Source organism: Chryseobacterium sp. Mn2064, assembly GCF_049319685.1.
Lineage (GTDB): Bacteria > Bacteroidota > Bacteroidia > Flavobacteriales > Weeksellaceae > Chryseobacterium.
The window spans coordinates 14,920-37,319 of record NZ_JBMOUE010000001.1 but is presented as its reverse complement, the minus strand read 5'-3'; the positions used below and the strand labels follow the sequence as shown (position 1 = coordinate 37,319).

The following is a 22,400-nucleotide window of genomic DNA, read 5'->3' as shown; positions in this document are numbered from 1 at the left end:
TTTGCTCTCTAAAATATCCAATATTATATTTTTTAAACTTTACGCTTAAAAATAAGCTATATTCTAAATTTTATACTGCCACCAGCAGAGATACAAGATCCTGAATAACCTTCTGAGAAATAAAACTCATGAAATCAAGTCTTTCAAGATGTGGCATATACAGTTTGGATGTCACTTCTTTATCTTTGATTCTTATGGTATAAAAAACCGTTCCCACTTCTTTACCATCTTCTCCTTTTCCGGGCCCTGCAACACCTGTTGTAGAAAGGGAAATATCTGTATCAAACAGTTCCTGACAGCCTTTTGCCATTTCCTGAGCCACCTGTTCACTGACAACGGTAAACTGATCTACCGTTTCTTTTGAAACATTCAGGATTTTTATTTTTTTTTCTGTAGCATAAGCCACCATTCCGCCAAGGAAATATTTTGAGCTTCCGGAAACTGATGTCAGCATTTTAGCCAATTCTCCTCCCGTACAGCTTTCTGCCGTAGAAACCGTCAGTTTTCTTTCCGTAAGAATTTCAGCAAGAATATTTTCTATTTTATCTTCAGATACAGCAATCACATGGTCTCCCAATAAAGGAAGCACTTTCTGAATTTCTTCCTCAACCTGCGTTTTCAGCGTTTCTTCATTCTCCCCTGACGCTGTAAGCCTTAACTTTACTCTGGTTCCTATCGGAAGGTAAGATAAAGCCAGATTTTCAGGAAGTGCAAGTTCCCAATCTTCAATAGTATCGGCAAGAATGCTCTCCGGAATTCCCACCACAGATATAATTCTCGTATGAATATACTGAAGGTTGAATTTTTCCTGCAGATAAGGGATAATCTGGTCTTTAATCAATGGTTTTACTTCATACGGAACGCCCGGTAAGCTATAACACAGCTTTCCGCCAAGTTCCATCATCATACAAGGTGCTGTTCCATAATGGTTTTGAAAAACAACTGATTTTGTAGGAACAAATGCCTGCTCTTTATTTCTTTCTAAAATATCTGCACGCCCTCTTCTTTCCATATAGTTTTTAAGATGATTGAAGGTAACCTCATCCAAGGCAATTTCATCATTAAAAAACTCTGCCAGGGCTTTTTTGGTTTTATCGTCCCGGGTTGGTCCCAGTCCACCTGTGGTGATAATCAGATCACCTAGTTCAAAGGCGGTGCTTAAAGTATTTTTAATGGTTTCAATCTCGTCAGAAATGGTAAAAATTTGTGAAACTTTTATCCCGATATTCTTCAGTTCGGAGGCAATAAAATTAGAGTTGGTATCTATTGTATTTCCAGAAAGGATTTCGTCACCAATGGTGATCAGAACAGCTTTTTCCATATATCAATTTGTTGAAAAAAATTCTCTGCAAATGACGGAAAAATCGGTGGCTGCGGCAACATAAAATGATTTTTTCTATTTTTGGCAAAAATTGTTTAAAACTATAATTAAAGATTATGTCTAAATATGATGATGCTTCATGGCATTATGGTGGTGATTTTCCTGAAGGACTTCCTCAGAAAAACGGAGCAACTCATACCGGGATGTTCCTGAACTGGTGTATCAATCATGATATGATTTCTGAAGAACTGAAAGAAGATGCGAAGGAAGAAATTGAACGTGTGCAGCGAAGAGAGATGACCGGTGCCGAATTTGTAATGGATTGCTGCGACGGAAAATTCTCCGAGTACGATCTTAATGATCTCGGAAACAGTTTTGCAAAAGATTATTATGCAGATGACACCGATTTTGGAAACAAATACAGCTCGTTTGCTGATGACTTCGTTAATATTTTTGATGCAAAAGCAGAAGAAAATGACTACGAATACGAAACGTTCTATCATATTGAAGACACTTACGAAAATTATGATCTGATGAGACAGGTCATTGATTATCGTTTTGAAGAATGGAAGGAATATATTGGAAGCTAAAAGCTAATATAAGTGAAGAAAATGTGAAAATACAGACCTGCCGTATCAACAGCAAATCATCAACACATTTTCTTCACTTTCTCTTTTTATGCCTTATTAATCATGACCTATCCAGATCAGCTCATTGGTATTATAGCCTATTTTTCTAGCTTTTTCGAGGAAGCGTTGTCTGATACTTTCCGGAATATCGGTTGTGCGGGATAAGATCCACAGATATTTCAGGCTACTGCCAGCAATAAGAGCATACTGATAGTCTTCATCAATATCGATGACATTATAACCTGCCCAAATGGGTTTAAAAAACGATACTTTCAGTCTGGCTTCAGTTTTATCTTTAACGAATTGGGCTTCCCCAATAGATTCATTCCAGACTTTTTTAAGATAATCGTATCCTTTATTTTTGACCTGAATGCTTCCATCGGGATTTTCTGAATATTCTGCCGTCACATTATTCATATTCTTTTCGAAACGATAATCGAAACGGGCAATTTCGTACCATTTACCCAGATATTTTTTAGCATCGAAATTTTTCACAGCAGTTGCTCCTCTGGGAATCCGAACAGAATAAGAGTTGAACACGATAAGTCCCAATGCTCCCAAAGAGACTGGAAGTAGAATTTTGTGAAGAGTTTTCATAACAGAACGTTTTGGTGTAATGTTTATAAAACCTTCAAAAATAATGCCTTTACGCTATTGCGGCTATATAATTTCTATGAAAAATTTTTCAGAAAGTTGTCTTTAAAACTTCCTGAAACCTCAATTTCTGTATCGTCGGCCAACATGACGGTTCCACTTTTATGATAGGATTTTACAAAGGCTGTATTGATGATATGAGAACGATGAACTCTCACAAAAGGACTTTCCAAAAGGTCATCAAAATGTTTCAAAAAACGGCAGACCATTTTCTTTGAACCATCTGTAAGATAAACTTGTGTAAAGTTTCCATCCGCCTGAAGTCTTAGAATATCTTCGGTTTTCACAACATCAAAGCCCTGTAAGGTAGGAAGAATAAGCTGTTGTTTTTCCGGTTTCAGTTTTAAGTTTTCGAGTAGAATTTTATTCCGGTTGAGCTCTTCTTTTTTCTCCAGACTTTCAGCTACTTTATTTACTGCGAGAATCAGTTCCTGAATATCTATCGGTTTTAAAATATAATAACTTGCAGATTTATTTAATGCCTGTAGTGAATATTGTGAAAAAGCAGTAATAAAAATGGTTTCATAGGAGAAATCTTTGGTAGCTTCTAATACATCAAAAGCGTTCCCAAAAGGCATTTCCACATCTAGAAAAACCAACTGCGGCTGTTTTTCTGCAATTAAAGGAACTGCTTCTTTAATATTTTCTGCCTCTCCGAGAATTTCCACTTGCGGACAGTATTTGGTAAGATAACTTCTGAGAACTTCTCTTGCTATGATTTCGTCATCTACGATTACGGCTTTTATTTTCATTGAGACTGATATTAGACTGCATATTGTGACTGCAAATTAGGAATATTTGATCATTTCTACAATCTCACAGATCAATGTTCAACCTTCCGGAATTTATATTCTCTTCCAGTTCCAGGCGTATTTTATAATGAGAATTGTGATGATGCACTCCAATGCGCCCAGGAATGTATAAAACAAATACCAGTCCGAAAAGGATGATATTCCGACAAGTAACATTATTGCTGTAAAAAATATTCCGAAAACGATATTAAGTATTCTATTAAGCGTAGGTTTCAGGATAAGTGAGAGAAATACCATGACAGCAGGAATGGCAAGAATTACAGAAGCTGCCAGAAGCTTCACTGGAGAATTCAATAAGTTGTCTCCTTCTACAAGTCCCCAGGCTTTTCCGGGGGTATAAAGTTCAAAATAGTCACCGTACAGATAGCACAGGGTAACGGAGGCCCAAAGGCCAGCCAATATAATTTTCACATTGACTTTAACATCCTCCAGTTTAGCAGTATTTTTCATGGTTTTAATACATAAATATTTACGAATATGATGATCTCTGTCTTTCTAACATTGATGACGTATGCATCAGAATGTTATAAGTTTTCATCTTGTAAGACAACTTCTTTATCAAAATTGTTACATGTTTTTGCAATAAGGTCAAATTTTTAGAATCCTAAAAATCAGCATATGGTGATTTTTAATAATTCTCAACAAAGTGACAGTTTATTTAAAATCAATACAAATTAAGACTCCAGAGAGTGAATAATACTTTTTTTCTTACATTAGCAATAAGAATTACTATAATCATAACATTTAAAACCAATCACTATGAAAAATACAAAATTTTCAAACTTTATCGAAAAACTAGAGCGAAATTTAACAGATAACAGTCAAGAATCATTAATTCTGACTAATTTTTCTGACCAAAGTCAAGGAGGCTTCATTGGTGTAAACGACAGCAGATGCATCAACGGAAGTTCTGCATGTAACGGATCTATAAATGACTCCAGATGTTCTAACGGAAACTGTGACAATTCTATCAACGGAAGAAAGTGTACCGTATTAACTCCTTCAACAGGTTTATCATAACAACTTAATTATTTAAAAGAAATCAAAATCAGTTATAGTAATTCTTACTTTTTTATAAACACTAAAAACAAATTATAACATGGAAAAATCAAAATTTTTAAAAATGATTGAAGAAAAGATGATCTCCAGTGACAGTGAATCTCTTTATTTATCGAAAATCAATGAAAATCTAATGGCCGGAGATTTTATAGTCGTTAATGGCAACCAATGTGTGAACGGAAGTTCTGCCTGCCAGGGATCAATTAATGATTCCCGCTGTTCCAACAGCAATTGCGACAACTCCAGCAATGGTAGAAAATGTACCGTTCTTACTCCTTCTACAGGAATTCTATAAGAAATAAAAAAACTAATATGCCAGATAAAAAACTATTCAGATTTCTTAAAGGTTATTGGAAAAATCTTCTGGATACTGAGGAAGCTTTCATTCTGACTAACAATGTGATAACTACATCCATAGTTCAAAATATATCACATTCAATCCAAACCCGAATCCAACAATAATATAAAGAGAAATTATGTATAAATTCAGTAAGTATAATTCTATCATTCCATTAAGTGATACTATTTCAGCAGTATACAATTCAAAAGAAGATAAATGTATCGTCATCAAGAGAGATTTAGAAGGCTATTTTAAGCTTCCTATCCTTGATTTGGAAAAAAATCACCCATCTATTTATCAGAATCTATTAGATATCAATGCCATTGTTGATCATAATCGCGATGAGCTTCAGGAAGTTATCCAGAGAAGTAAAGAGGTTGATTATTCTGATAAAACATACCGTCTTATCATTAACCCCACGATGAATTGTAATTTCAAGTGCTGGTATTGCTATGAATCTCATATTGTAGGTTCTAAGATGAGCAATGAGGGTGTCAACAAGATCATCAAGTTTATTGATAAGACTTTAGAAAAAAATCAAAACCTCAACTCATTCGATCTTTCATTTTTCGGTGGAGAACCTTTGATGTACTACAGCAAGGTTACCGAACCTATCATCAACCATTACAGAACCAAATACCAAGATTATTCTCACATCAACTTTACTATTTCTTTTACAACCAACGCTTACCTTCTTAATGACAGAATGGTTAACCATCTGACCTATGACAATGACAGTAAGTTTTTCCAGATTACTTTGGATGGAGGAAGAGAAGAGCATAATAAAGTGAGAGTGGCCCAAAAAGAAGAAGGTTCTTATGATAAGATCATTGATTCTATAAAGAGATTGCTCAGAGAAAAAATAAGTGTTCTTATAAGAATTAATTATACCGCTGAAAATATTGATTCTACAAAGGAAATTGTAAACGACCTTATTGATCTTAATGAGGAAGACAGAAGCTATCTGAGCATCAGTTTTCATCAGGTATGGCAGGATATAGAAGTAAATAACATTGATGATAAGGTAAAAGAAGTAATGGAGCTTTATCAAAAACATAATCTTATTCCTAAAGGGGAAGAAACAGAACTTCTGGAAGGTCTTGCCAATCCTTGCTATGCGGATAAAAAGAACGAAGCCGTTATCAATTACAACGGGGATGTTTACAAGTGTACTGCGAGAGATTTTACAAAGGAAAATAAATACGGGGAACTGAATGACGAAGGAGAAATTGAATGGAATGAAAAAATTCTTACCTGGGAAGAGTTAAAAATTCAGTCTAAAGCCTGCCAAAACTGCAGAATACTTCCGTTATGTGGAGGAGGCTGCCACCAGATCAACCTGGAAGCTAAAGGACTTGACAAATGCCAAATGGGCTACGATAATGAAAAGAAAGACGAAGTAATCATGAACCGTCTGGAAAAGCTATTCTTCCATGAAGCGTAAAATTAAATTCACACATCAACTTGAAGCTAATGACTGTGGACCCGCATGTCTTCAAATGATTTGTGCATTCTATGGTAAAAAATATACGTTAAGAGAAATTAAAAAAAATCTTACGGTTTCAAAACTGGGAATCTCCATCAAAGATCTCCGCCTTTTTCTGAAAAATAACGGATTCAACTGTGCTACGGTAAACATTACACTGGAAGACATTTATGAGATGCCTCTTCCCTCGATTTTGTATTTAAAACATGGGCATTTCATCATTCTTGAGAATGTCGGAAAAAAAGTCATTGACATTATAGATCCCGGATTCGGAAGAGTAAGTCTTTCTTTGGAAGATTTTAGTGAGAAATGGTTGAGTGGATCAGCAGGAATTGCGATTGTATTTGAACCGTCAGAAGATTTTGAAAATATCGAATTAATTAATAAAAAAGAGGAAAAACAAAAAAGTCCAATTATCGCTAATGTCAAAAAGATTTTAAAAAAGAACAGGAAAAAGTTTTATTTCTCCGTTTTTCTTACGCTTGTTACCTTAGCCGCTAATTGGGCAATGCCTCTTCTTCTGAAGGAAAATATAGACAAGGGTATTCTGTCGAAAGATATGCATATCGTCATCAAATTACTTTTGCTTCAGTTTGTATTTGCCGTCAGTTTTTTGCTTTCACAAAGCCTTTCGGAGGTGATCAATACCAAAATAAGTCTGGAGCTGAATATAGATTTCAACAAATTCTATTTTTTGAAAATTCTGAAGCTTCCTATAAGCTATCACGATTCGAAATTTAAATCTGATCTGATAGAAGGACTGAGTGACCAGCATAAAATAAACTACTTCATCACCTACAGTTTGATTGGGGTAGCTACCAGTATTTTGAATATCATCGTATTTTCCTTATTACTGATTTATCAGAATTACAAAATATTTTTAGTTTTTGTGTTGTTCAGTATCATTTCTTTTGCTTACATCCTTCTGTTTTTTAAAAAGAAAAAGCAGATTGATTATTCATTATTTGCTCTGGAATCTGCCAACAGAAATACGATTTATGAGCTGATCATGGGTATTACAGACATCAAGATCAACAGTGCGGAGCAATCCAGACTTTCCAACTGGATGAATTCTGAAAATAAATTAAAGACCTTAAAGACCAAGCTGGCTTACATCAATTTTTATATGAACGATGGCCACTTATTTATCTCAAAAATAAGAGACATCAGTCTTATAGGATATACTTCATATCTGGTAATAGAGTCACAGATTACCTTGGGTCTGATGATGATGATCAGTTATGTATTGGGTCAGCTTTCTGCTCCATTACAGCAATTAACGGATTACACTCAAAATTTTCAGAATACCAAACTGGCCCATGACAGGCTTACGGATATTTACAATAAAGAAAATGAGATCAAAGAAGATGTACGCTATAACACGATTGATTCTGTAGACCAGATAACACTGAAAGGAGTCAATTTCAAATATGATGTCAACTCAGAACTTGACGTTCTGAAGAATATTAATCTTACCATTAAAAGAAATACCACCACAGCCATTGTAGGAGAAAGTGGAAGTGGAAAATCAACCTTATTGAAATTATTGCTCGGGTTCTACTACCCTACCAGCGGAGATATTTATATTGAAAACAATAACATTAAAGACGTTAATATAAAAGACTGGAGACAGATATGTGGGGCTATTCTTCAGGAAGGATATCTTTTCAGCGGAACCATTCTTGAAAATATAACGATGTCTACCGAAAATCCAGACCTTGAAAGATTAAATCTTGCCCTCAAGATTGCTGAACTTTATGAAAAAGTAGAAAGCCTACCCATGAAACATTATACCAAAATAGGTGAAATAGGGATTTCTCTGAGCGGTGGAGAAAAACAGCGTCTGCTAATTGCCAGAGCAATTTATAAAGATCCCGATTTTATTTTCTTTGATGAAGCTACCTCTTCCCTAGATTCTATTAATGAAAATAAAATAATTTCTAACCTGGATACTTATCTTAAAGACAGAACCTCTATCATCATTGCGCACAGGCTTAGCACAATTAAAAATGCTGATCAGATCATTGTATTAAAAAATGGTGAGATTGCAGAGATAGGAACCCATGATGAACTGCTCTACAAACAGTCTGAATATTCCAAATTAATATCAAACCAGTTACAGTTAACAACCTAAAACCGACATTATGAAAGCTAAACTTATTACCCTTCTATGTTTCTTTTTATTCACTTTTTCTTTTTCACAGGTGAAGCTGTCTAAGAGAAATGATATCAGTAAAATAAATAAAGACTGGAGACTTACAAAAACCATTTCCGGAACCTATGGAATCATGGATACAGGAGGGAAAATTATCGTTCAGCCGGTTTATTCAAAAATTAATACCTTCGGAGAGTATTCTGAAGATCTGGCGATGGTAAAAAATATATCAGGGTCTTATGGATTTATCAACCGTTCCGGAACAGAGATCATTTCTCCACAATATGAACTGAGCTACATCAAAAACAATTTTTCTTCTTTATATAAAAAATACATCAAGTAACTATTGAAATATGAGAATCAAAATCATCCATATCTTATTCATTTTAAGTACCGCCCTTATCCATTCACAAACCCACAGATATATCTATGAACTGAATTATAAACCGGATGCTTCGGAAAATAATTATAAAAAACAGTTTATGGTACTTGATATTAACCCTGATCAGGTAAAATATTATGATTATAAGTTTTTGGAGAAAGACTCCTTAAATCAGGTATACCGTTCTCAGGACAGAACCTGGACAACTCAAATTCCTGTCACCAGAAAAAAGAATTCTGAGAAAAACATCAATTATATACTGGTGGGAGATGATATTTATTCTTACACAACCAATGATCACGTTCAATGGAATCTTGAAAAAGAAACAAAACAGGAAAATGGACTGAATCTACAAAAAGCTACAACCAACTATGGAGGGCGTGAATGGGTAGCATGGTTTACCAAAGATATTCCTTTCAATCAGGGACCTTATAAGTTCCAGGGATTACCGGGACTTATTGTGGAAATAAAAGATACTAAAGACAATTTTAAGTTTAAACTCGTCAAAAATATTAACCTGAAATCAACCTATGATACATCCAATGTTCTGGAAGTACGATATGGAGACAAACCCATTCCCACTGATGAAAAAACGGTGATAAAAAAAGCAATGGAATACTTCAACAACCCGCTGAACGACATCAAACAGGAGTTTAGCAATAATAAAATATCCTCTTTTGAATACAATGGTGTAAAATATAAGCCGGAAGAACTTGCCAAGCTCGTAAAAGAAGAACAGGAATATATTCTTCAGTATTATAATCCTATAGAACTGGACAAGTCTTTTCCGTATAACAGATAACTTCAATCGGCTTTAGATATCAACTACAGGTACTTTCCGTTTGTGAACTTTAAGGTTTTAAAACTTGTACTTGAAGTCTCCTTATTTTCGCAGTCTTCTTTTACTTCTTTATTTACAGTTGTGACGGAAACCGTTTTAATCGTAAGATCAGAAAAAGTATTCATTTTGGGCGGGTTCACTATAATATAAGAGTGATTGTCTTTAAATTTCCCCTTACATTTCCCGTCCCATTCTCCACTATTGATCCCCATTTCAAACTGATCCAGAACTTTCTTCAACGATTTTCCTTCCGGATAATACATAGAAATCCTCTCAGATTCGTATGGGAAAATACGACTGCTTCCAACAAAGGTAGTTTTCACTCCAAATGCACGGACATTCGTACTGATCGTATATAAGCCAGTGTCAATTGTAAAAGGTCTTAAAGCTACGGCATCGGAAATAAGCTCTGTGGGGTCTAAATATTTATTTTCAATCACACCTTTCTCATCGGTGATCAGTATATAATTCTGTACCGTAAAGTTATATTCATCTTCCGCCTTCCCTACCAACACCGGAATAACAACAATGTAGCGATTCTCCTTATTCGGCATTTTCTTTTCAACGCAAAGCTCTTCTTTAATTCGGGCAGCATCAAGTTCTAAACTTTTCAAAATAGAGCTCAGACGGCTGCGATCCATTTCCTGAGCGGATAAAAAACCGGACAGAAGTGAACCCACTAAAATTAACAGCAATACATATCGGTTCATTGCATTAGTTTTTATATCGGATTTATGGTGATTACAACCAAAACTCCTTTACTGTTTTCCTTATCTTTTACGGAACAGTTGATATTTTTTTTGTAAAGATCATTCAGCAGTTGAATTCTTTCGAGGGTATTTTTCATTCCCCTTCCTTCCCTTGTTTTTTGATGTTGGGTTTTCTGTTTTTTACTTTCTTCAATTCCTATTCCGTTGTCTTCAATCGTAATTTTAAGATATTGTTCACTTTTCTCAAACATTAGCTTCAACAATCCTTTTTCGGTTCTGTAGCGGAGTCCATGCCAAATAGCATTTTCCAAAAACGGTTGTACAAGCATTCCGGGAAGCATCTGACTTTGCAGATTAAGATTTTCATCTACCTCAATTTCATAATCAAATTTATCAGCAAAACGTGTTTTTTCCAAAGCAAGATAATTCTGAAGAAGGTCCAGTTCCTGCTGAAAAGGAATAAAATCTTCTGTAGAATTCTCCATAACACCGCGCATCAGTTTGGAAAACTTCGTAAGATACTGATTGGCCTCCAATTCATTGTTTGTTGCTATAAAATGATTCACACTATTCAAGCTGTTAAATATAAAATGTGGATTCATCTCACGTCTCAGCGATTGAAGCGCAATTTTTTTATTCTTAATCTGCACTTTTTTCAAAGTCCTGAAGATAAAGAGAACCAAACCTGTCAGTACAATTAAAGCTCCTATCAGACTATAGTTGAAAACATTTTTCTTTCGGATCAGTTCGTCTTTCAGTTCCTTTTCTTTTTCCAGCTGTGAAATTCGCTGCTCTGTATCTTCCAGAATTTTATTATCAATCAGACTTCTGTCTTTAGACACGAGATTGGGCAGTTTTCCCAGAAAATCTCTGTATAACTGTACCGAGGCATCCGTATTTCCGGAGATCGCATATAGACTGTCCAGTTTTTTCACACTTCTCTGGGCTTCCAGTGTATGTCCTTTTTCCAGTGCAATACCGTAAGCATTTTTTAATAAATTAACGGCTTCACCCGGATCATTATTCTTGATGTAAATATCAGCCAGTTCCTGAATCTGATTGACCTTTTCCTGTGAATTTTCTTTCACAAAATCCTCCTTCAGTACAGTCTTTTTGGCTTCAATAGCTTTATCAAATTTTTTGTTTTCAACATACAGATCTGCAAGCTTCTGATTGATGGCCAGTGCTTGCTGTGGAGCTTCTTTTTTAGAAATCTTGTAAGCATTATTCAGATTTTCCTCCGCTCTGGAAACATCTTTCTGTTGTATATTGACATCGGCGAGCTGGCTATAACTTTCGGCCAGTCCTGCCGGCTCATTTTCTCTTTTTTTAAGATTGATATTACTTTGGATAGCCTCTTCCCTCACTTCCGGAGCAGGAGAAGAAAGTCTGGTCACGTCATTGGTATTTTCAGTTTTGCTTTTTTCGCTATAGCTCATCTGTGCTGCCATACTGTAATTGCTGATGGCAGGTGTTATTTTATTCTGCTTTTCCTGTGATTGAGCCAGTTTACGGGTAGTTGTTTCAAGATTTTTCTTATCATTCAGAGTTTGATAAATATTTCTGGCTTTAATCAGATACTCTTCACTTTTAGCATAATTTCCCTGATTGTAATAGTCATTGGCCATTCCAACATACACATCAGCGACGCCTTTATTATCATTTCTGTCTACTGCTTTTTTCAGTTTTGAAACAGATTTAAGCGCTTTAGAAGCACGCGTACTATCCTGTGCAATAAGCAAATTGCCCATTGCCAGCAGTATTATAAACAGCATTTTTAAAACTAGCTTCATGAATTTCAGATCTTTAATGCAAAGTAACTAAAAGTTTATGTATAGTCTTCCATTCTTTACCAAGTCAAAACCTTATTTCACCAAGTTTCAATACTGAAACCATCTGTATACCTTGTTGTTACTATTTTTAATATAAAAAAGCTTTTACCTTTTTCTATTTACCTATTTTATGAGTTAAAGATGCAATCATTCTTATATCTATCTATTATTAGTGATTAAAATAAACCTAACGGCCAATTCACCAAGTGAAAGTTCCGATTCACCAAGTCTCCTGATTTCCGGCTTCAGATCTGCCTAATTTTACATCAGAATTAAAAATTTAAAACAGGAAATTATGAAATTAAAACATTTTTTATTAATCGGAATTTTAACATTAGGAAGCTTTGTAAACGCTCAGGAAGTTAAAAAGAATGCAATAGAAGTAACAGGAGTTGCCGAAATGGAAATAGAGCCGGATGAAATCATCTTCAGCATCGGAATAAAAGCAGATAACAAAAATGATCTGGCTGATAATGAAAAGAAACTGTTTGAAACCTTAAAAAATGCCGGCGTAAAGAACGAAGACATCAAATTCAAATCGACGTACCAGAATATCTACTCCAAAACAGCAAAGTTCACAAAAAGCTATCAGTTTAAAGCCAGCACAAAATCGAATATCAGTAAGATATTCGAAGATCTTAACCAAAAATGGGTAAGCAGCCTGAACATCGCGGAGGTAAAAAACACTAAGATTGCAGATTTCAGAAAGACAGTAAAGATCAATGCTTTGAAAGCGGCCAAAGAAAAAGCCGATTATCTGTTGGAAAGTATGGGTAAAAAGACAGGAAATGCTATTGAGATTGTAGAAATAGAAGACTATACAAGTGACACTGTTCTTCCAGTAGCTTATAAAGCAAGAATGAACAGCGTACAAATGGAAGCCGCCGATGGTGCTGTAGACTATTCATTTGATAATATTGAAAACATCAAATTAAAATACAGTATCAAAACACGATACGAAATCCTTTAAAAATAACAGATTTAAATAGAAAGGCTGTCTCATATTGAGATGGCCTTTTTTTATAAAAATCAGACTATACAAAACAACATGAACAACTGATCATAAAACATATACACAGAATAGGTTCACTCAGAAATATCTTTCTATTTTTCAATCTAAAGGTTCACCAAGTGAAAGTTCCAATTCACCAAGTCTTCTCATTTTCAGGCTTAAATACGGATAATTTTACTTCAGGAATTTTAAATAATAAACGATGAAACACTATCTTTTCATATTCATTACATTTTCGGTCTCTTTACTGAAGGCACAGGAGATCAGGAAAGAAATTGAGGTAAAGCAAGCCACCGTATATCTTCAGGGAGCCAAAGTCTACGGAAATACCCATGTGAATCTCCAAAAGGGAAGAAACATGATCAGAATAATGAATCTGCCCAATACTCTGGATGAAAACACGTATAAAATCAATCTTGAAAAAAATACAACGCTCCTCTCCATTACTCCTGTGAACAATTTTGTGAAAGGAAATGATTTATCTGATAACGAAAGAAAACTGGATAATGCAATAAAAAGACTGCAAAGACAAATCAGTTTGCTTGATATACAGATCAGTAATTCATCCGACAAACAAAATACCTCAAAACTGAATGATGAGAAACAGCAGCTGCAAAGACAACTTAATCAGCTCAATATTCAAGTTCATCGGTCTCTGGAGGAACAGAGTAATATTCAAACAGAGAATGAAAGGAAAAAAATTCAGAGACAGGCAGATCTGTTGAACATACAGATCAAGAATTTAGCCGGTGAACAGAATATCATTAATGATAATTTAAAAATTTCAACCAACGATCGTGCAACGCCTCAGGAACAGCTTATTAAACTTACTGACTTTTACAGAAAAAGAATGTTGGAGATAGGAAATCAGCTCTTCCTTCTCAATGAACAGAAAAATATTTTGGATGAAAGTCTTGCGAGCCTTAATAATCAATTTACAGAAGAGCAAACCTATAAAAACAACAATCAGAAACAGCTTTTACTTGAAATTCTTGCAGACCATGAAACCAATCTGAACCTGGGAGTAAGTTATGTGGTATCCGATGCAGGCTGGATTCCTTCTTACGATCTGCGTGCAGAATCTGTGAAAAAACCTTTAGAAATGGTTTATAAAGGGAAGATTTATCAAAAAACAGGGCAAGACTGGAAAAATATTAAGCTCTTTATTTCTACTTACAGACCTTCCTATCATCAGGACAGACCTATTCTCTCTCCTCTTTATGTGGCTGAGTATAATACTTACAATCCTCAGGAGGAACTGGCAAATTACAAAATAAAAGCAGCTGCCAAAGAAGTCAATTCTTATCAGATGAGAGATGATGTAAGAGCAAAACCAAGCCAAATTCCTGTGGCTACAGTTTCAGATAACCAGATGAATGTAATTTATGAACTTAATTACAATCAGGATATTGTAAGCCAGGAAAAAGAGCAATACGTTATTCTTGATAAAAAACAGATTGATGCCACTTACAAATACCACACGGTTCCGAAACTCAACAATCAGGTATTTCTGATGGCTTTCGTGAAAAACTGGCAAAACCTCAACCTGATTAATGGTGAAGCGAATATTTACTTTGAAGATAATTATATCGGAAAAACTCATATCACCAGCAATTACGTTAAAGATGAATTTCCGATTTCACTTGGCGTAGACGAAAGAATTACAGTAAAAAGGATAAAACTGGAAGATAAAGCCTCTCAAAAGGGAATAAGTTCCAACAAATGGGAAACAGAGTCTTATCAGATCAACATCAGAAACAATACCAAGGAGAATATTGAACTAGAAGTTCTGGATCAGCTTCCTATCAGTGAAAACGCTAAAATCACCGTAAAAAGCCTTGACCTTGGAGGTGGCGATTACGACGGAAAAACCGGAAGTATTCTCTGGAACAAAAAGATTGGCTCCGGAAATTCGGAAAAGATCAGCTTCTCTTATGAAGTAAAGTATCCTAAAGAAATGCAAATTCAATATTATAGCAGATAACCTATAAAAAATAATAATATGACCACTTTAAAAATCTTAGCTCTCACAGCAGGAGTAGCTTTCTTAAGCTCCGGAACTCTTTCCAATAATCGATGTTCAAAAACGGATGCAGGCCATAACAGAATTTCTGTACAAAATGCTTCTGCAACCCCCTCCATTATTACCGCAAAGGATAACAAAATCCAGGTTGCGCTTCTACTTGATACCTCCAACAGTATGGACGGGCTGATTGACCAGGCAAAATCAAGACTCTGGAATATTGTGAATACTTTAACCACGTTAAAATACAATGGCAAAGCTCCCCAAGTTGAAATTGCTCTTTATGAATATGGTAATGACGGAATTACCGATGAAAACTACATTCGCCAGGTTACTCCCCTTACCCAGGACCTCGATCTTGTTTCGGAAAAGTTATTTGCTTTAAGAACCAACGGTGGAAATGAGTATTGTGGTGCCGTGATTCGTGATGCCGCCAACAATCTCAACTGGGATGGAAATGAGAAAAGCATGAAACTGATCTACATTGCCGGCAATGAACCTTTTAACCAAGGAAGAATAGATTATAAGGATGTGATTTCAAAAGCAAAGAATAAAAACATTTACACCAATACTATTTTCTGTGGAAGCCGGGAAGAAGGAATCCAGAGCTTCTGGCAAAATGGAGCAACAACAGGAGGTGGAAAATACTTCAATATCGACAGCGATAAAAAAGTAATCTACATTGAAACGCCATATGACAAAAGAATTTCGGAATGTAACGCCCAGTTGAATGACACTTATATTTACTATGGCAATCATGGCTCTGAATATAAGATGAAACAAATGGCTCAGGATAAAAATGCAGCTTCTCAATCGGTTTCCAATCTTGTGGAAAGAACGGTTTCTAAATCTAAAAAGAATGCTTACAAAAATGAGCATTGGGATCTGGTAGACAAAGCTGAAAAAGATGCCGGATTTATAGCTTCCATCCAAGAAAGCGAACTTCCTTCCGAGCTGAAAGGTAAAAGTAAGGAAGAAATAAAAAAAGCAATTGCCACAAAATCTGTAGAACGGGACAAAATTCAAAAAGAAATTGAAGAACTGTCCAGAAAGCGCCAAACTTATATTGATGGGGAAATGAAAAAAAGAGGAACAGCAGATTCCGATGACCTTGGAAAAGCAATGGAAAGCTCAATTGTAGAACTGGCTAAAAAAAACGGATATAGTTTATAATATGAAAGCGGGATAAAACCCGCTTTTTCTATTGATCCATGAGTCTCAATGTTATCTTCCAAATTTAAAATAGCGGGATAGTAAATGTTTTTTGTTTTTCATAAACAGAGAAGCCATTTCCATTCCCGTTACTGAAAAAGTAATCCCGTTGCCGCCAAAACCCAACACGAAGTACGAATTTTTAAATTTCTCATGTTCCCCGATGTAAGGAAGCCCATCTTTCGTCTCTCCAAATGTCCCTGCCCATACAAAGTCTGTATAAAAATGATAGCCCGGTTTTATTTTCTTTAAGGTTTTTAAAATCTCTTTTTCCTTTTTATTCAACAATGCATCCCGTTTTCTCGCATCGTAAAAATCTTCATCACCACCGCCTATTAAAAGTCTTCCATCATCAGTAGTCCGCATATAGAGATAAGGATCGTCTGTATTCCAGACTAAAGTATTGTTTATATTTTTGAAGGTTTCCTGCTCAATCTCAGAGACGATGGCAAAGGTACTTTTCAGATCTACAAAATCCTCTTTGATCAGATTTTTACTTTCATACCCTACACAGTATATCATTTTTTTGGCCCGAATCTTAAACCCACTATCCACGAAAACCTCATTAAAACCTCTGTGATATTCAACATTGATCATTTCAGTTTTATCAAATATTTTCAGACCTTTCTTTACATTATACTCACACAGTTCATGCGCAAAATGAAACGCATCGATACTCGCTCCCTGCTGTGACAAAATACCGCCATAGGTATTTTTAAATCCAAAATCTTTTAAAATCTGAGTTTCGGACAACCATTTCACATCAAATCCTGAACTTTTTCTGGCCGCATATTCTTCTTTCAGCCCTTGTACATCTTTCTTTTTAGAAGCGAAATACAACGATTTCTTTCTTTTAAAACCAGCATTGGATCTTATTTTCTTAGATAATTTCTCCATTCTGTCAATAGCATCACTACAGGCTTTATAACTTTCTACAGCCCCTTTTTCCCCTATCATTTCTTTTAATTGGTATAAGGGAATATCTATTTCGTACTGCAGCATTGAAGTCGTAGCCGAGGTACTTCCGTTGCAAAACTCCCGCTTATCAATAAGAATGACACTATAGCCGTCTTCCATCATCTGATGAGCGATAAGGCTTCCCGTAATTCCACCTCCTACAATAAGTACATCACATTCTTCATTGGATTTCAAGGAAGGATATGAAGTCATTAATCCATTTTTCAAAAGCCAGAATGGTTCGTTTGATTTAAGATCCATATGAGTATTTTATATTAAAAATAACAATATTTATACCTTTTTTAACAACTTATTATCAACTTATGGTGTAGTTATTGTTAGTTTAAAAAATCAAACCACCTTAAAAAATATTTATTATGATAACGATTATTCCAGAAGCACCGGAGAATGTGGCAGCATTCAATGCAACCGGAGAAGTGACGAAAGAGGATTTTGAAAAATTGGTAATTCCCCGCGTAAAAGAAAAAGTAGACCAGTTCGGTGAGCTGAATTACTTATTGTATTTGGATACGGATCTGGATAATTTTACTATGGGAGCCTGGCTTGAAGATCTGCTTTTAGGTCTGAAGAACCTCGCCAATTGGAATCGTGCCGCCATTGTTACGGACAAAGAAGGTATACAGAACTTTACCAGTATTTTTAGTGTTCTGATGCCGGGAGAATTTAAATCTTTCCCCAAAGAAAACTTATATAATGCCCTTTATTGGTGTAAAAATGGAGATGAAGTAGAGGCATAACCCTAATTTTATGAATACAAACAGCCTGTTTCAAAGAAAGAAAGAAACAGGCTGTTTGTATATTTTTTTAAAGACAGTTATAGAATAAATCTCTTATTTGTCGCATGAAATACATTCTGTTGCAGTTTCCTCAGCCTCAGAGCTGTTAGAATCATACAAGTACATATATCGTATACTGATAACCACTCCAATGAAAGTCATTCCTACTCCTACCAACGAAGGATAATTAAAAGGAAGTCCATACTCCAAAGGAATTCCCCCGAGAAAAGCTCCCATCGCATTGGCAATATTAAAACCTGCCTGCATAAAAGCAGCCGCCATCATTTCGCTTTTAGGAGCCGCCTTCATCATCATAATATTGATAGGTGCCGCAATAGACATAGATAAAGCTCCACACATGAAAGTCAGTATAAATGCTATATTCTGATGCTCAGAAAGGAAAAATACGCCGCCCAGAGATATCATCATCAGAAAAATCAGCAATGCGCAGGTTTTCTCAGGACCGAGTTTGTCTGAAATAACTCCTCCAGCAAGATTTCCCACTACCATTCCTGCTCCGGCAAGTACCATTACATAAGCCATCTGACTACTTTTGATTCCTGCAACTACCGTCATTAAAGGAGTAATGTAACTCAACCAGGTGAAAAGTCCTCCAAATCCAATGGCTGTAATGGCAAGAACCAGCCACGACTGTTTATTTTTAAGGAATTTCAATTCTTCAAGGAAATGGCTGTTCTGATTAGATTCCATATTAGGAAGCCATAATTTTAAAAACAATAAAGCGAAGATACCAATGGCAGCTACAATGGCAAAATACCATCTCCAGTGATATGCATGTCCTATATACGTTACCAGAGGAACCATGACCAGATTAGCTACCGTAAGCCCGGTAAACATCATCGATATATAAAATGCTTCTTTTCCTTTGCCCGCCATTTTAGCAGCAACCACTGTTCCAACTCCAAAAAACGCACCATGAGGTAATCCTGACATAAATCTGATGATCAGCATCGTTGTATAGTTGGGAGCAATCGCTGAAAGACCGTTGAATAGTGTAAACAATAGCATAAAAGCGATTAAAACCTTTTTGGGTGGAAATTTCACAGAATATCCAATAAGAATCGGAGCTCCAATCACAACCCCCATGGCATAAGCAGAAATTAAATGTCCGGCCTGCGGAATGGTAATCTGCAGTGTTTTTGCAATATCCGGAAGCAGTCCCATAACAGTAAATTCTGTAGTTCCTATTCCTAAACCGCCAATTGCCAGCGGTATTATTCTTTTATCAATCTTCATTATATCTGAGTTCTTTTATTGAATTAATTTTGAAAGTTCGAGAATGGTTTCACCATTTATTATTTTGAAAGTGCAAAATTCGAAAGAAAGATTGAATTTTACTTCTCTTTGAATGATAAAAATTTGCTCTGTATTAACCTTTTTATTTAATTTTAAATCAATAAATAATCAAAACAGAACAAGATGAAAATCCAAAAAGAAAATATTGAATTTGAAAACGGGAAATCTTTCAAACTTTTCTCCCCTTCACTGAAAAACTGTTTTTTCTGGCATTATCATCCTGAAATAGAGCTTGTGTACGTAGAAGCCACGAACGGAATCCGACATGTGGGAAAAGATATTTCTGCCTTTACAGACAGTGATCTCCTGTTAATCGGAGCCAATGTACCTCATCTTAATTTTGATTATGGTATTCAAACCGAATGCAAACAACTGGTAGTACAGATGCGGGAAAATTTTCTTCAGGATATCATCCTTTCCGTTCCAGAGTTCAATAACATCAAAAATCTGTTGGAGAAATCTTATCTGGGACTTTCTTTTTTTGGTGAGACTAAAAATATTGTGGTTGAAAAACTTCAACTGATTAAGGATAAAACTTCTTTTGAATCGCTGATGGGGCTCATCGAAATTCTGCAGATCCTCGCTGATTCTACAGAAGTAAAGGAGCTCAACAAAGAAGATACAAGGATTAAATGGTTTCTGAATGACAAGATAAGGATGGGAACTATTTACGATTATATTCATGATCATTATGATAAAAAACCAAATGTGAATGATATCGCAAAAATTGTGGGACTAAGCACTCCTGCTTTCTGTCGCTATTTTAAGAAACAAACCAATATGACTTTCACCGATTTTGTGAATAATTACAGGATCAATCAAGCTAAGATTTTTCTGCTGAAAGATTATTCGGTAACAGAAGTCTGTTTTCAGGTAGGATTTGAAAGTTTGTCCTATTTCAATAAACTGTTCAAACAGCATACTCATGAAACACCGTCTGAATTTAAGAAAAAACATTTTCGTCCTATTGAAATCAATGGAAGGATTGGCGTGATGACGAAAGGGGCTGTATAATTATAATGGAGGAATATTTTTAGTTGATTGTGAAATACAGGTAACCACCCCGTCAAAAATTCTTTGAATTTTTGCCACCCCACCAGAGGATGGGAATGATGGAATCCCTTATTATAAAACTATTCCCATCAATCCTAATTCTTAATCCCTATAACTAACCTCTCCTCTACCCTCTAAAAAAAACCGCTCATTGCTGAACGGTTTGTATCTTAATGAATGTGTTTCTCTGCATGGTAAGAACTTCTTACTAAAGGTGAACTTTCAACATGTCTGAAACCTAAGCTTCTTGCAAAATCTCCAAACTCATCAAATTCTTCCGGAGTGATGAATTTTTTAACAGGAAGGTGTTTTTTAGTAGGCTGCAGATACTGTCCAAGAGTGATTACATCAACATTGGCATTTCTGATGTCTTCGATAGTTTGGAAAACCTCATCTTTGGTTTCTCCCAAGCCAAGCATTACTCCTGTTTTTGTTCTTCTTTGTCCAGCTTCTTTCAGATATCTCAGTACTTCAAGACTTCTCTCATATTTAGCCTGAATCCTTACTTCTCTGGTCAAACGCTTTACTGTTTCCATGTTGTGAGAAATTACTTCCGGAGCAACTTCTACCAATCTGTCAAGGTGTTTAGTAAGTCCCTGGAAATCCGGAATCAGAGTTTCCATAGTTGTTCCCGGAGAAATTCTTCTTACAGCATTTACTGTTTCACCCCAAAGGATAGATCCCATATCTTTCAGATCATCACGGTCTACAGAAGTAAGAACAGCGTGTTTAATTTTCATTAATTTGATCGAACGGGCTACTTTCTCAGGCTCATCCCAGTTTACATCCAGTGGTTTTCCTGTTTTTACGCCACAGAAACCGCAGCTTCTGGTACAGATATTCCCAAGGATCATGAACGTTGCCGTACCTTCTCCCCAGCACTCTCCCATATTTGGGCAGCTTCCGCTTTGGCAGATTGTATTTAGTTTATATTTATCAACCAATGTTCTCAGCTCTCTGTAATTCTTTCCGGTAGGAAGTTTTACGCGGATCCATTTTGGTTTTTGAACGGTAGTGTCTTGAACTGAATTTTCCATTTCTAAAATTGAAGTTCAAAGTTAAGGAATTTTTAATGGAAACCATCAACCGCAAATATTGATGAAACTGATAATTCAGAATTTCATTGTATATTTATCTATTCAAATTATTTTTATGAAAAAAATATTTTTCCTTTTAACGATAGGAGCCGGTACGTTATGCTGGGCTCAAAAACAGTTTCAGCCAGCGGGTTCCAGCATTCTTGAAACCATAGACGGAGATCTTGATGGTGATAAAATTCCTGAAAAAGTCATTATATATACCACAAAAGATGAGGGAGAACTGGGTAAAATACGTGAGATTCAGATCTTGAAAAAAGTGGGTACAAAATGGACTTTATTAGAAAAATCCAGAAATGCTGTTATGGAAAGCAGTGCAGGAGGTATGATGGGCGATCCTTATCAGAGTACTGAAATTCAGAAAGGGATTCTTACCATTATTCAGGCGGGTGGAAGCAGCTGGAAATGGGATGTTACTGATAAGTACAGATTTCAGAACGGACATTTTGAATTAATCGGTACTTCTTCATCTGCAGGAAGACCTGGAGATTACTGGAAAGAAACTGATTTTAATCTTTCCACAGGACAGATGAACTACAAAAAAGACGTTGAAAACACCGCTGAATATGGTAAATCTCTGAAAGAAACTCACATCATGAAAGGCGTAAAAATCAATCTTCAAAACAGAAATCAGGATAAGCAGCGAAAGGTTGTTCTTCCTAAAACCAAAGAAGAAGTTTATTTTTAAAATATAGATAAACGATTAATGTA

General features: G+C 35.6%; 22 protein-coding genes. 13 read left to right on the top strand and 9 right to left on the bottom strand.

The window, feature by feature from the left end:
* Positions 1 to 70: 70 nt before the first annotated feature.
* Positions 71 to 1,321 carry a CinA family nicotinamide mononucleotide deamidase-related protein gene (locus ACL9RH_RS00185; protein ID WP_422691305.1) on the bottom strand — a complete coding sequence of 417 codons (1,251 nt, stop codon included), beginning with the start codon at positions 1,319 to 1,321 and terminating at the stop codon, positions 71 to 73.
* Between the two features lie 116 nt (positions 1,322 to 1,437).
* On the opposite strand from ACL9RH_RS00185, the gene ACL9RH_RS00180 reads away from it, so the two are divergent.
* Positions 1,438 to 1,911, top strand: coding sequence for a hypothetical protein (locus tag ACL9RH_RS00180; protein ID WP_422691304.1), 474 nt, complete (start codon positions 1,438 to 1,440; stop codon positions 1,909 to 1,911).
* Positions 1,912 to 2,007: 96 nt separating this feature from the next.
* On the opposite strand, the gene ACL9RH_RS00175 is transcribed toward ACL9RH_RS00180, so the two are convergent.
* The 3 genes from ACL9RH_RS00175 to ACL9RH_RS00165 all read right to left on the bottom strand — a co-directional run bounded on the left by ACL9RH_RS00175 (position 2,008) and on the right by ACL9RH_RS00165 (position 3,866).
* The gene (locus ACL9RH_RS00175) at positions 2,008 to 2,547 is read right to left on the bottom strand and encodes a lipocalin family protein (protein ID WP_422691303.1); all 540 of its coding nucleotides are present in this window, start codon (positions 2,545 to 2,547) and stop codon (positions 2,008 to 2,010) included.
* Positions 2,548 to 2,621: 74 nt separating this feature from the next.
* Complete coding sequence (locus ACL9RH_RS00170; protein WP_422691302.1) at positions 2,622 to 3,356, bottom strand: LytR/AlgR family response regulator transcription factor; 735 nt, start codon at positions 3,354 to 3,356, stop codon at positions 2,622 to 2,624.
* A 93-nt stretch (positions 3,357 to 3,449) separates the two neighbouring features.
* Positions 3,450 to 3,866, bottom strand: coding sequence for a DUF6326 family protein (locus tag ACL9RH_RS00165; RefSeq protein WP_422691301.1), 417 nt, complete (start codon positions 3,864 to 3,866; stop codon positions 3,450 to 3,452).
* Between the two features lie 309 nt (positions 3,867 to 4,175).
* Between ACL9RH_RS00165 and ACL9RH_RS00160 the strand changes: the two genes are divergently transcribed.
* From ACL9RH_RS00160 to ACL9RH_RS00135, 6 genes are all read left to right on the top strand, one after another.
* Positions 4,176 to 4,436 (top strand): hypothetical protein, encoded by a 261-nt coding sequence (locus tag ACL9RH_RS00160; RefSeq protein ID WP_422691300.1) that lies wholly within the window; start codon positions 4,176 to 4,178, stop codon positions 4,434 to 4,436.
* A 79-nt stretch (positions 4,437 to 4,515) separates the two neighbouring features.
* On the top strand, positions 4,516 to 4,770 hold the full coding sequence (locus ACL9RH_RS00155) for a hypothetical protein (RefSeq protein ID WP_422691299.1): 255 nt from the start codon (positions 4,516 to 4,518) through the stop codon (positions 4,768 to 4,770).
* A 181-nt stretch (positions 4,771 to 4,951) separates the two neighbouring features.
* Complete coding sequence (locus tag ACL9RH_RS00150) at positions 4,952 to 6,259, top strand: radical SAM protein (RefSeq protein WP_422691298.1); 1,308 nt, start codon at positions 4,952 to 4,954, stop codon at positions 6,257 to 6,259.
* Positions 6,249 to 8,435: a peptidase domain-containing ABC transporter gene (locus tag ACL9RH_RS00145; protein WP_422691297.1), complete on the top strand. Its 2,187-nt coding sequence runs from the start codon at positions 6,249 to 6,251 to the stop codon at positions 8,433 to 8,435. The genes ACL9RH_RS00150 and ACL9RH_RS00145 overlap by 11 nt, the downstream gene beginning before the upstream one ends.
* Before the next feature lie 10 nt (positions 8,436 to 8,445).
* A complete protein-coding gene (locus ACL9RH_RS00140; RefSeq protein ID WP_422691296.1) occupies positions 8,446 to 8,799 on the top strand; it encodes a WG repeat-containing protein in 354 nt (117 codons plus the stop codon).
* 10 nt (positions 8,800 to 8,809) lie between these two features.
* A complete protein-coding gene (locus ACL9RH_RS00135; RefSeq protein WP_422691295.1) occupies positions 8,810 to 9,640 on the top strand; it encodes a GLPGLI family protein in 831 nt (276 codons plus the stop codon).
* A 23-nt stretch (positions 9,641 to 9,663) separates the two neighbouring features.
* On the opposite strand, the gene ACL9RH_RS00130 is transcribed toward ACL9RH_RS00135, so the two are convergent.
* Complete coding sequence (locus ACL9RH_RS00130) at positions 9,664 to 10,389, bottom strand: hypothetical protein (RefSeq protein ID WP_422691294.1); 726 nt, start codon at positions 10,387 to 10,389, stop codon at positions 9,664 to 9,666.
* A gap of 11 nt (positions 10,390 to 10,400) precedes the next feature.
* The gene (locus tag ACL9RH_RS00125) at positions 10,401 to 12,164 is read right to left on the bottom strand and encodes a tetratricopeptide repeat-containing sensor histidine kinase (RefSeq protein WP_422691293.1); all 1,764 of its coding nucleotides are present in this window, start codon (positions 12,162 to 12,164) and stop codon (positions 10,401 to 10,403) included.
* Between the two features lie 352 nt (positions 12,165 to 12,516).
* On the opposite strand from ACL9RH_RS00125, the gene ACL9RH_RS00120 reads away from it, so the two are divergent.
* The 3 genes from ACL9RH_RS00120 to ACL9RH_RS00110 all read left to right on the top strand — a co-directional run bounded on the left by ACL9RH_RS00120 (position 12,517) and on the right by ACL9RH_RS00110 (position 16,429).
* A complete protein-coding gene (locus ACL9RH_RS00120) occupies positions 12,517 to 13,191 on the top strand; it encodes an SIMPL domain-containing protein (RefSeq protein WP_422691292.1) in 675 nt (224 codons plus the stop codon).
* 244 nt (positions 13,192 to 13,435) lie between these two features.
* Complete coding sequence (locus ACL9RH_RS00115; RefSeq protein WP_422691291.1) at positions 13,436 to 15,217, top strand: mucoidy inhibitor MuiA family protein; 1,782 nt, start codon at positions 13,436 to 13,438, stop codon at positions 15,215 to 15,217.
* Between the two features lie 18 nt (positions 15,218 to 15,235).
* Positions 15,236 to 16,429: a vWA domain-containing protein gene (locus tag ACL9RH_RS00110; RefSeq protein ID WP_422691290.1), complete on the top strand. Its 1,194-nt coding sequence runs from the start codon at positions 15,236 to 15,238 to the stop codon at positions 16,427 to 16,429.
* Between the two features lie 51 nt (positions 16,430 to 16,480).
* Here ACL9RH_RS00110 and ACL9RH_RS00105 read toward each other — a convergent pair whose 3' ends face one another.
* Positions 16,481 to 17,686: an NAD(P)/FAD-dependent oxidoreductase gene (locus ACL9RH_RS00105; protein ID WP_422691289.1), complete on the bottom strand. Its 1,206-nt coding sequence runs from the start codon at positions 17,684 to 17,686 to the stop codon at positions 16,481 to 16,483.
* 116 nt (positions 17,687 to 17,802) lie between these two features.
* On the opposite strand from ACL9RH_RS00105, the gene ACL9RH_RS00100 reads away from it, so the two are divergent.
* Positions 17,803 to 18,183 carry an STAS/SEC14 domain-containing protein gene (locus ACL9RH_RS00100; RefSeq protein WP_422691288.1) on the top strand — a complete coding sequence of 127 codons (381 nt, stop codon included), beginning with the start codon at positions 17,803 to 17,805 and terminating at the stop codon, positions 18,181 to 18,183.
* Between the two features lie 93 nt (positions 18,184 to 18,276).
* Here ACL9RH_RS00100 and ACL9RH_RS00095 read toward each other — a convergent pair whose 3' ends face one another.
* Positions 18,277 to 19,479, bottom strand: a complete 1,203-nt coding sequence (locus tag ACL9RH_RS00095; protein ID WP_422691287.1) for an MFS transporter — start codon at positions 19,477 to 19,479, stop codon at positions 18,277 to 18,279.
* Positions 19,480 to 19,662: 183 nt separating this feature from the next.
* Here ACL9RH_RS00095 and ACL9RH_RS00090 point away from each other — a divergent pair, with 183 nt between their 5' ends.
* A complete protein-coding gene (locus ACL9RH_RS00090; RefSeq protein ID WP_422691286.1) occupies positions 19,663 to 20,553 on the top strand; it encodes an AraC family transcriptional regulator in 891 nt (296 codons plus the stop codon).
* Between the two features lie 209 nt (positions 20,554 to 20,762).
* Here the strand turns inward: ACL9RH_RS00090 and lipA are convergent, their stop codons facing one another.
* A complete protein-coding gene (gene lipA, locus ACL9RH_RS00085) occupies positions 20,763 to 21,629 on the bottom strand; it encodes a lipoyl synthase (protein WP_142013988.1) in 867 nt (288 codons plus the stop codon).
* A gap of 115 nt (positions 21,630 to 21,744) precedes the next feature.
* Here lipA and ACL9RH_RS00080 point away from each other — a divergent pair, with 115 nt between their 5' ends.
* Positions 21,745 to 22,377 (top strand): hypothetical protein, encoded by a 633-nt coding sequence (locus ACL9RH_RS00080; protein WP_422691285.1) that lies wholly within the window; start codon positions 21,745 to 21,747, stop codon positions 22,375 to 22,377.
* Positions 22,378 to 22,400 lie beyond the last annotated feature (23 nt).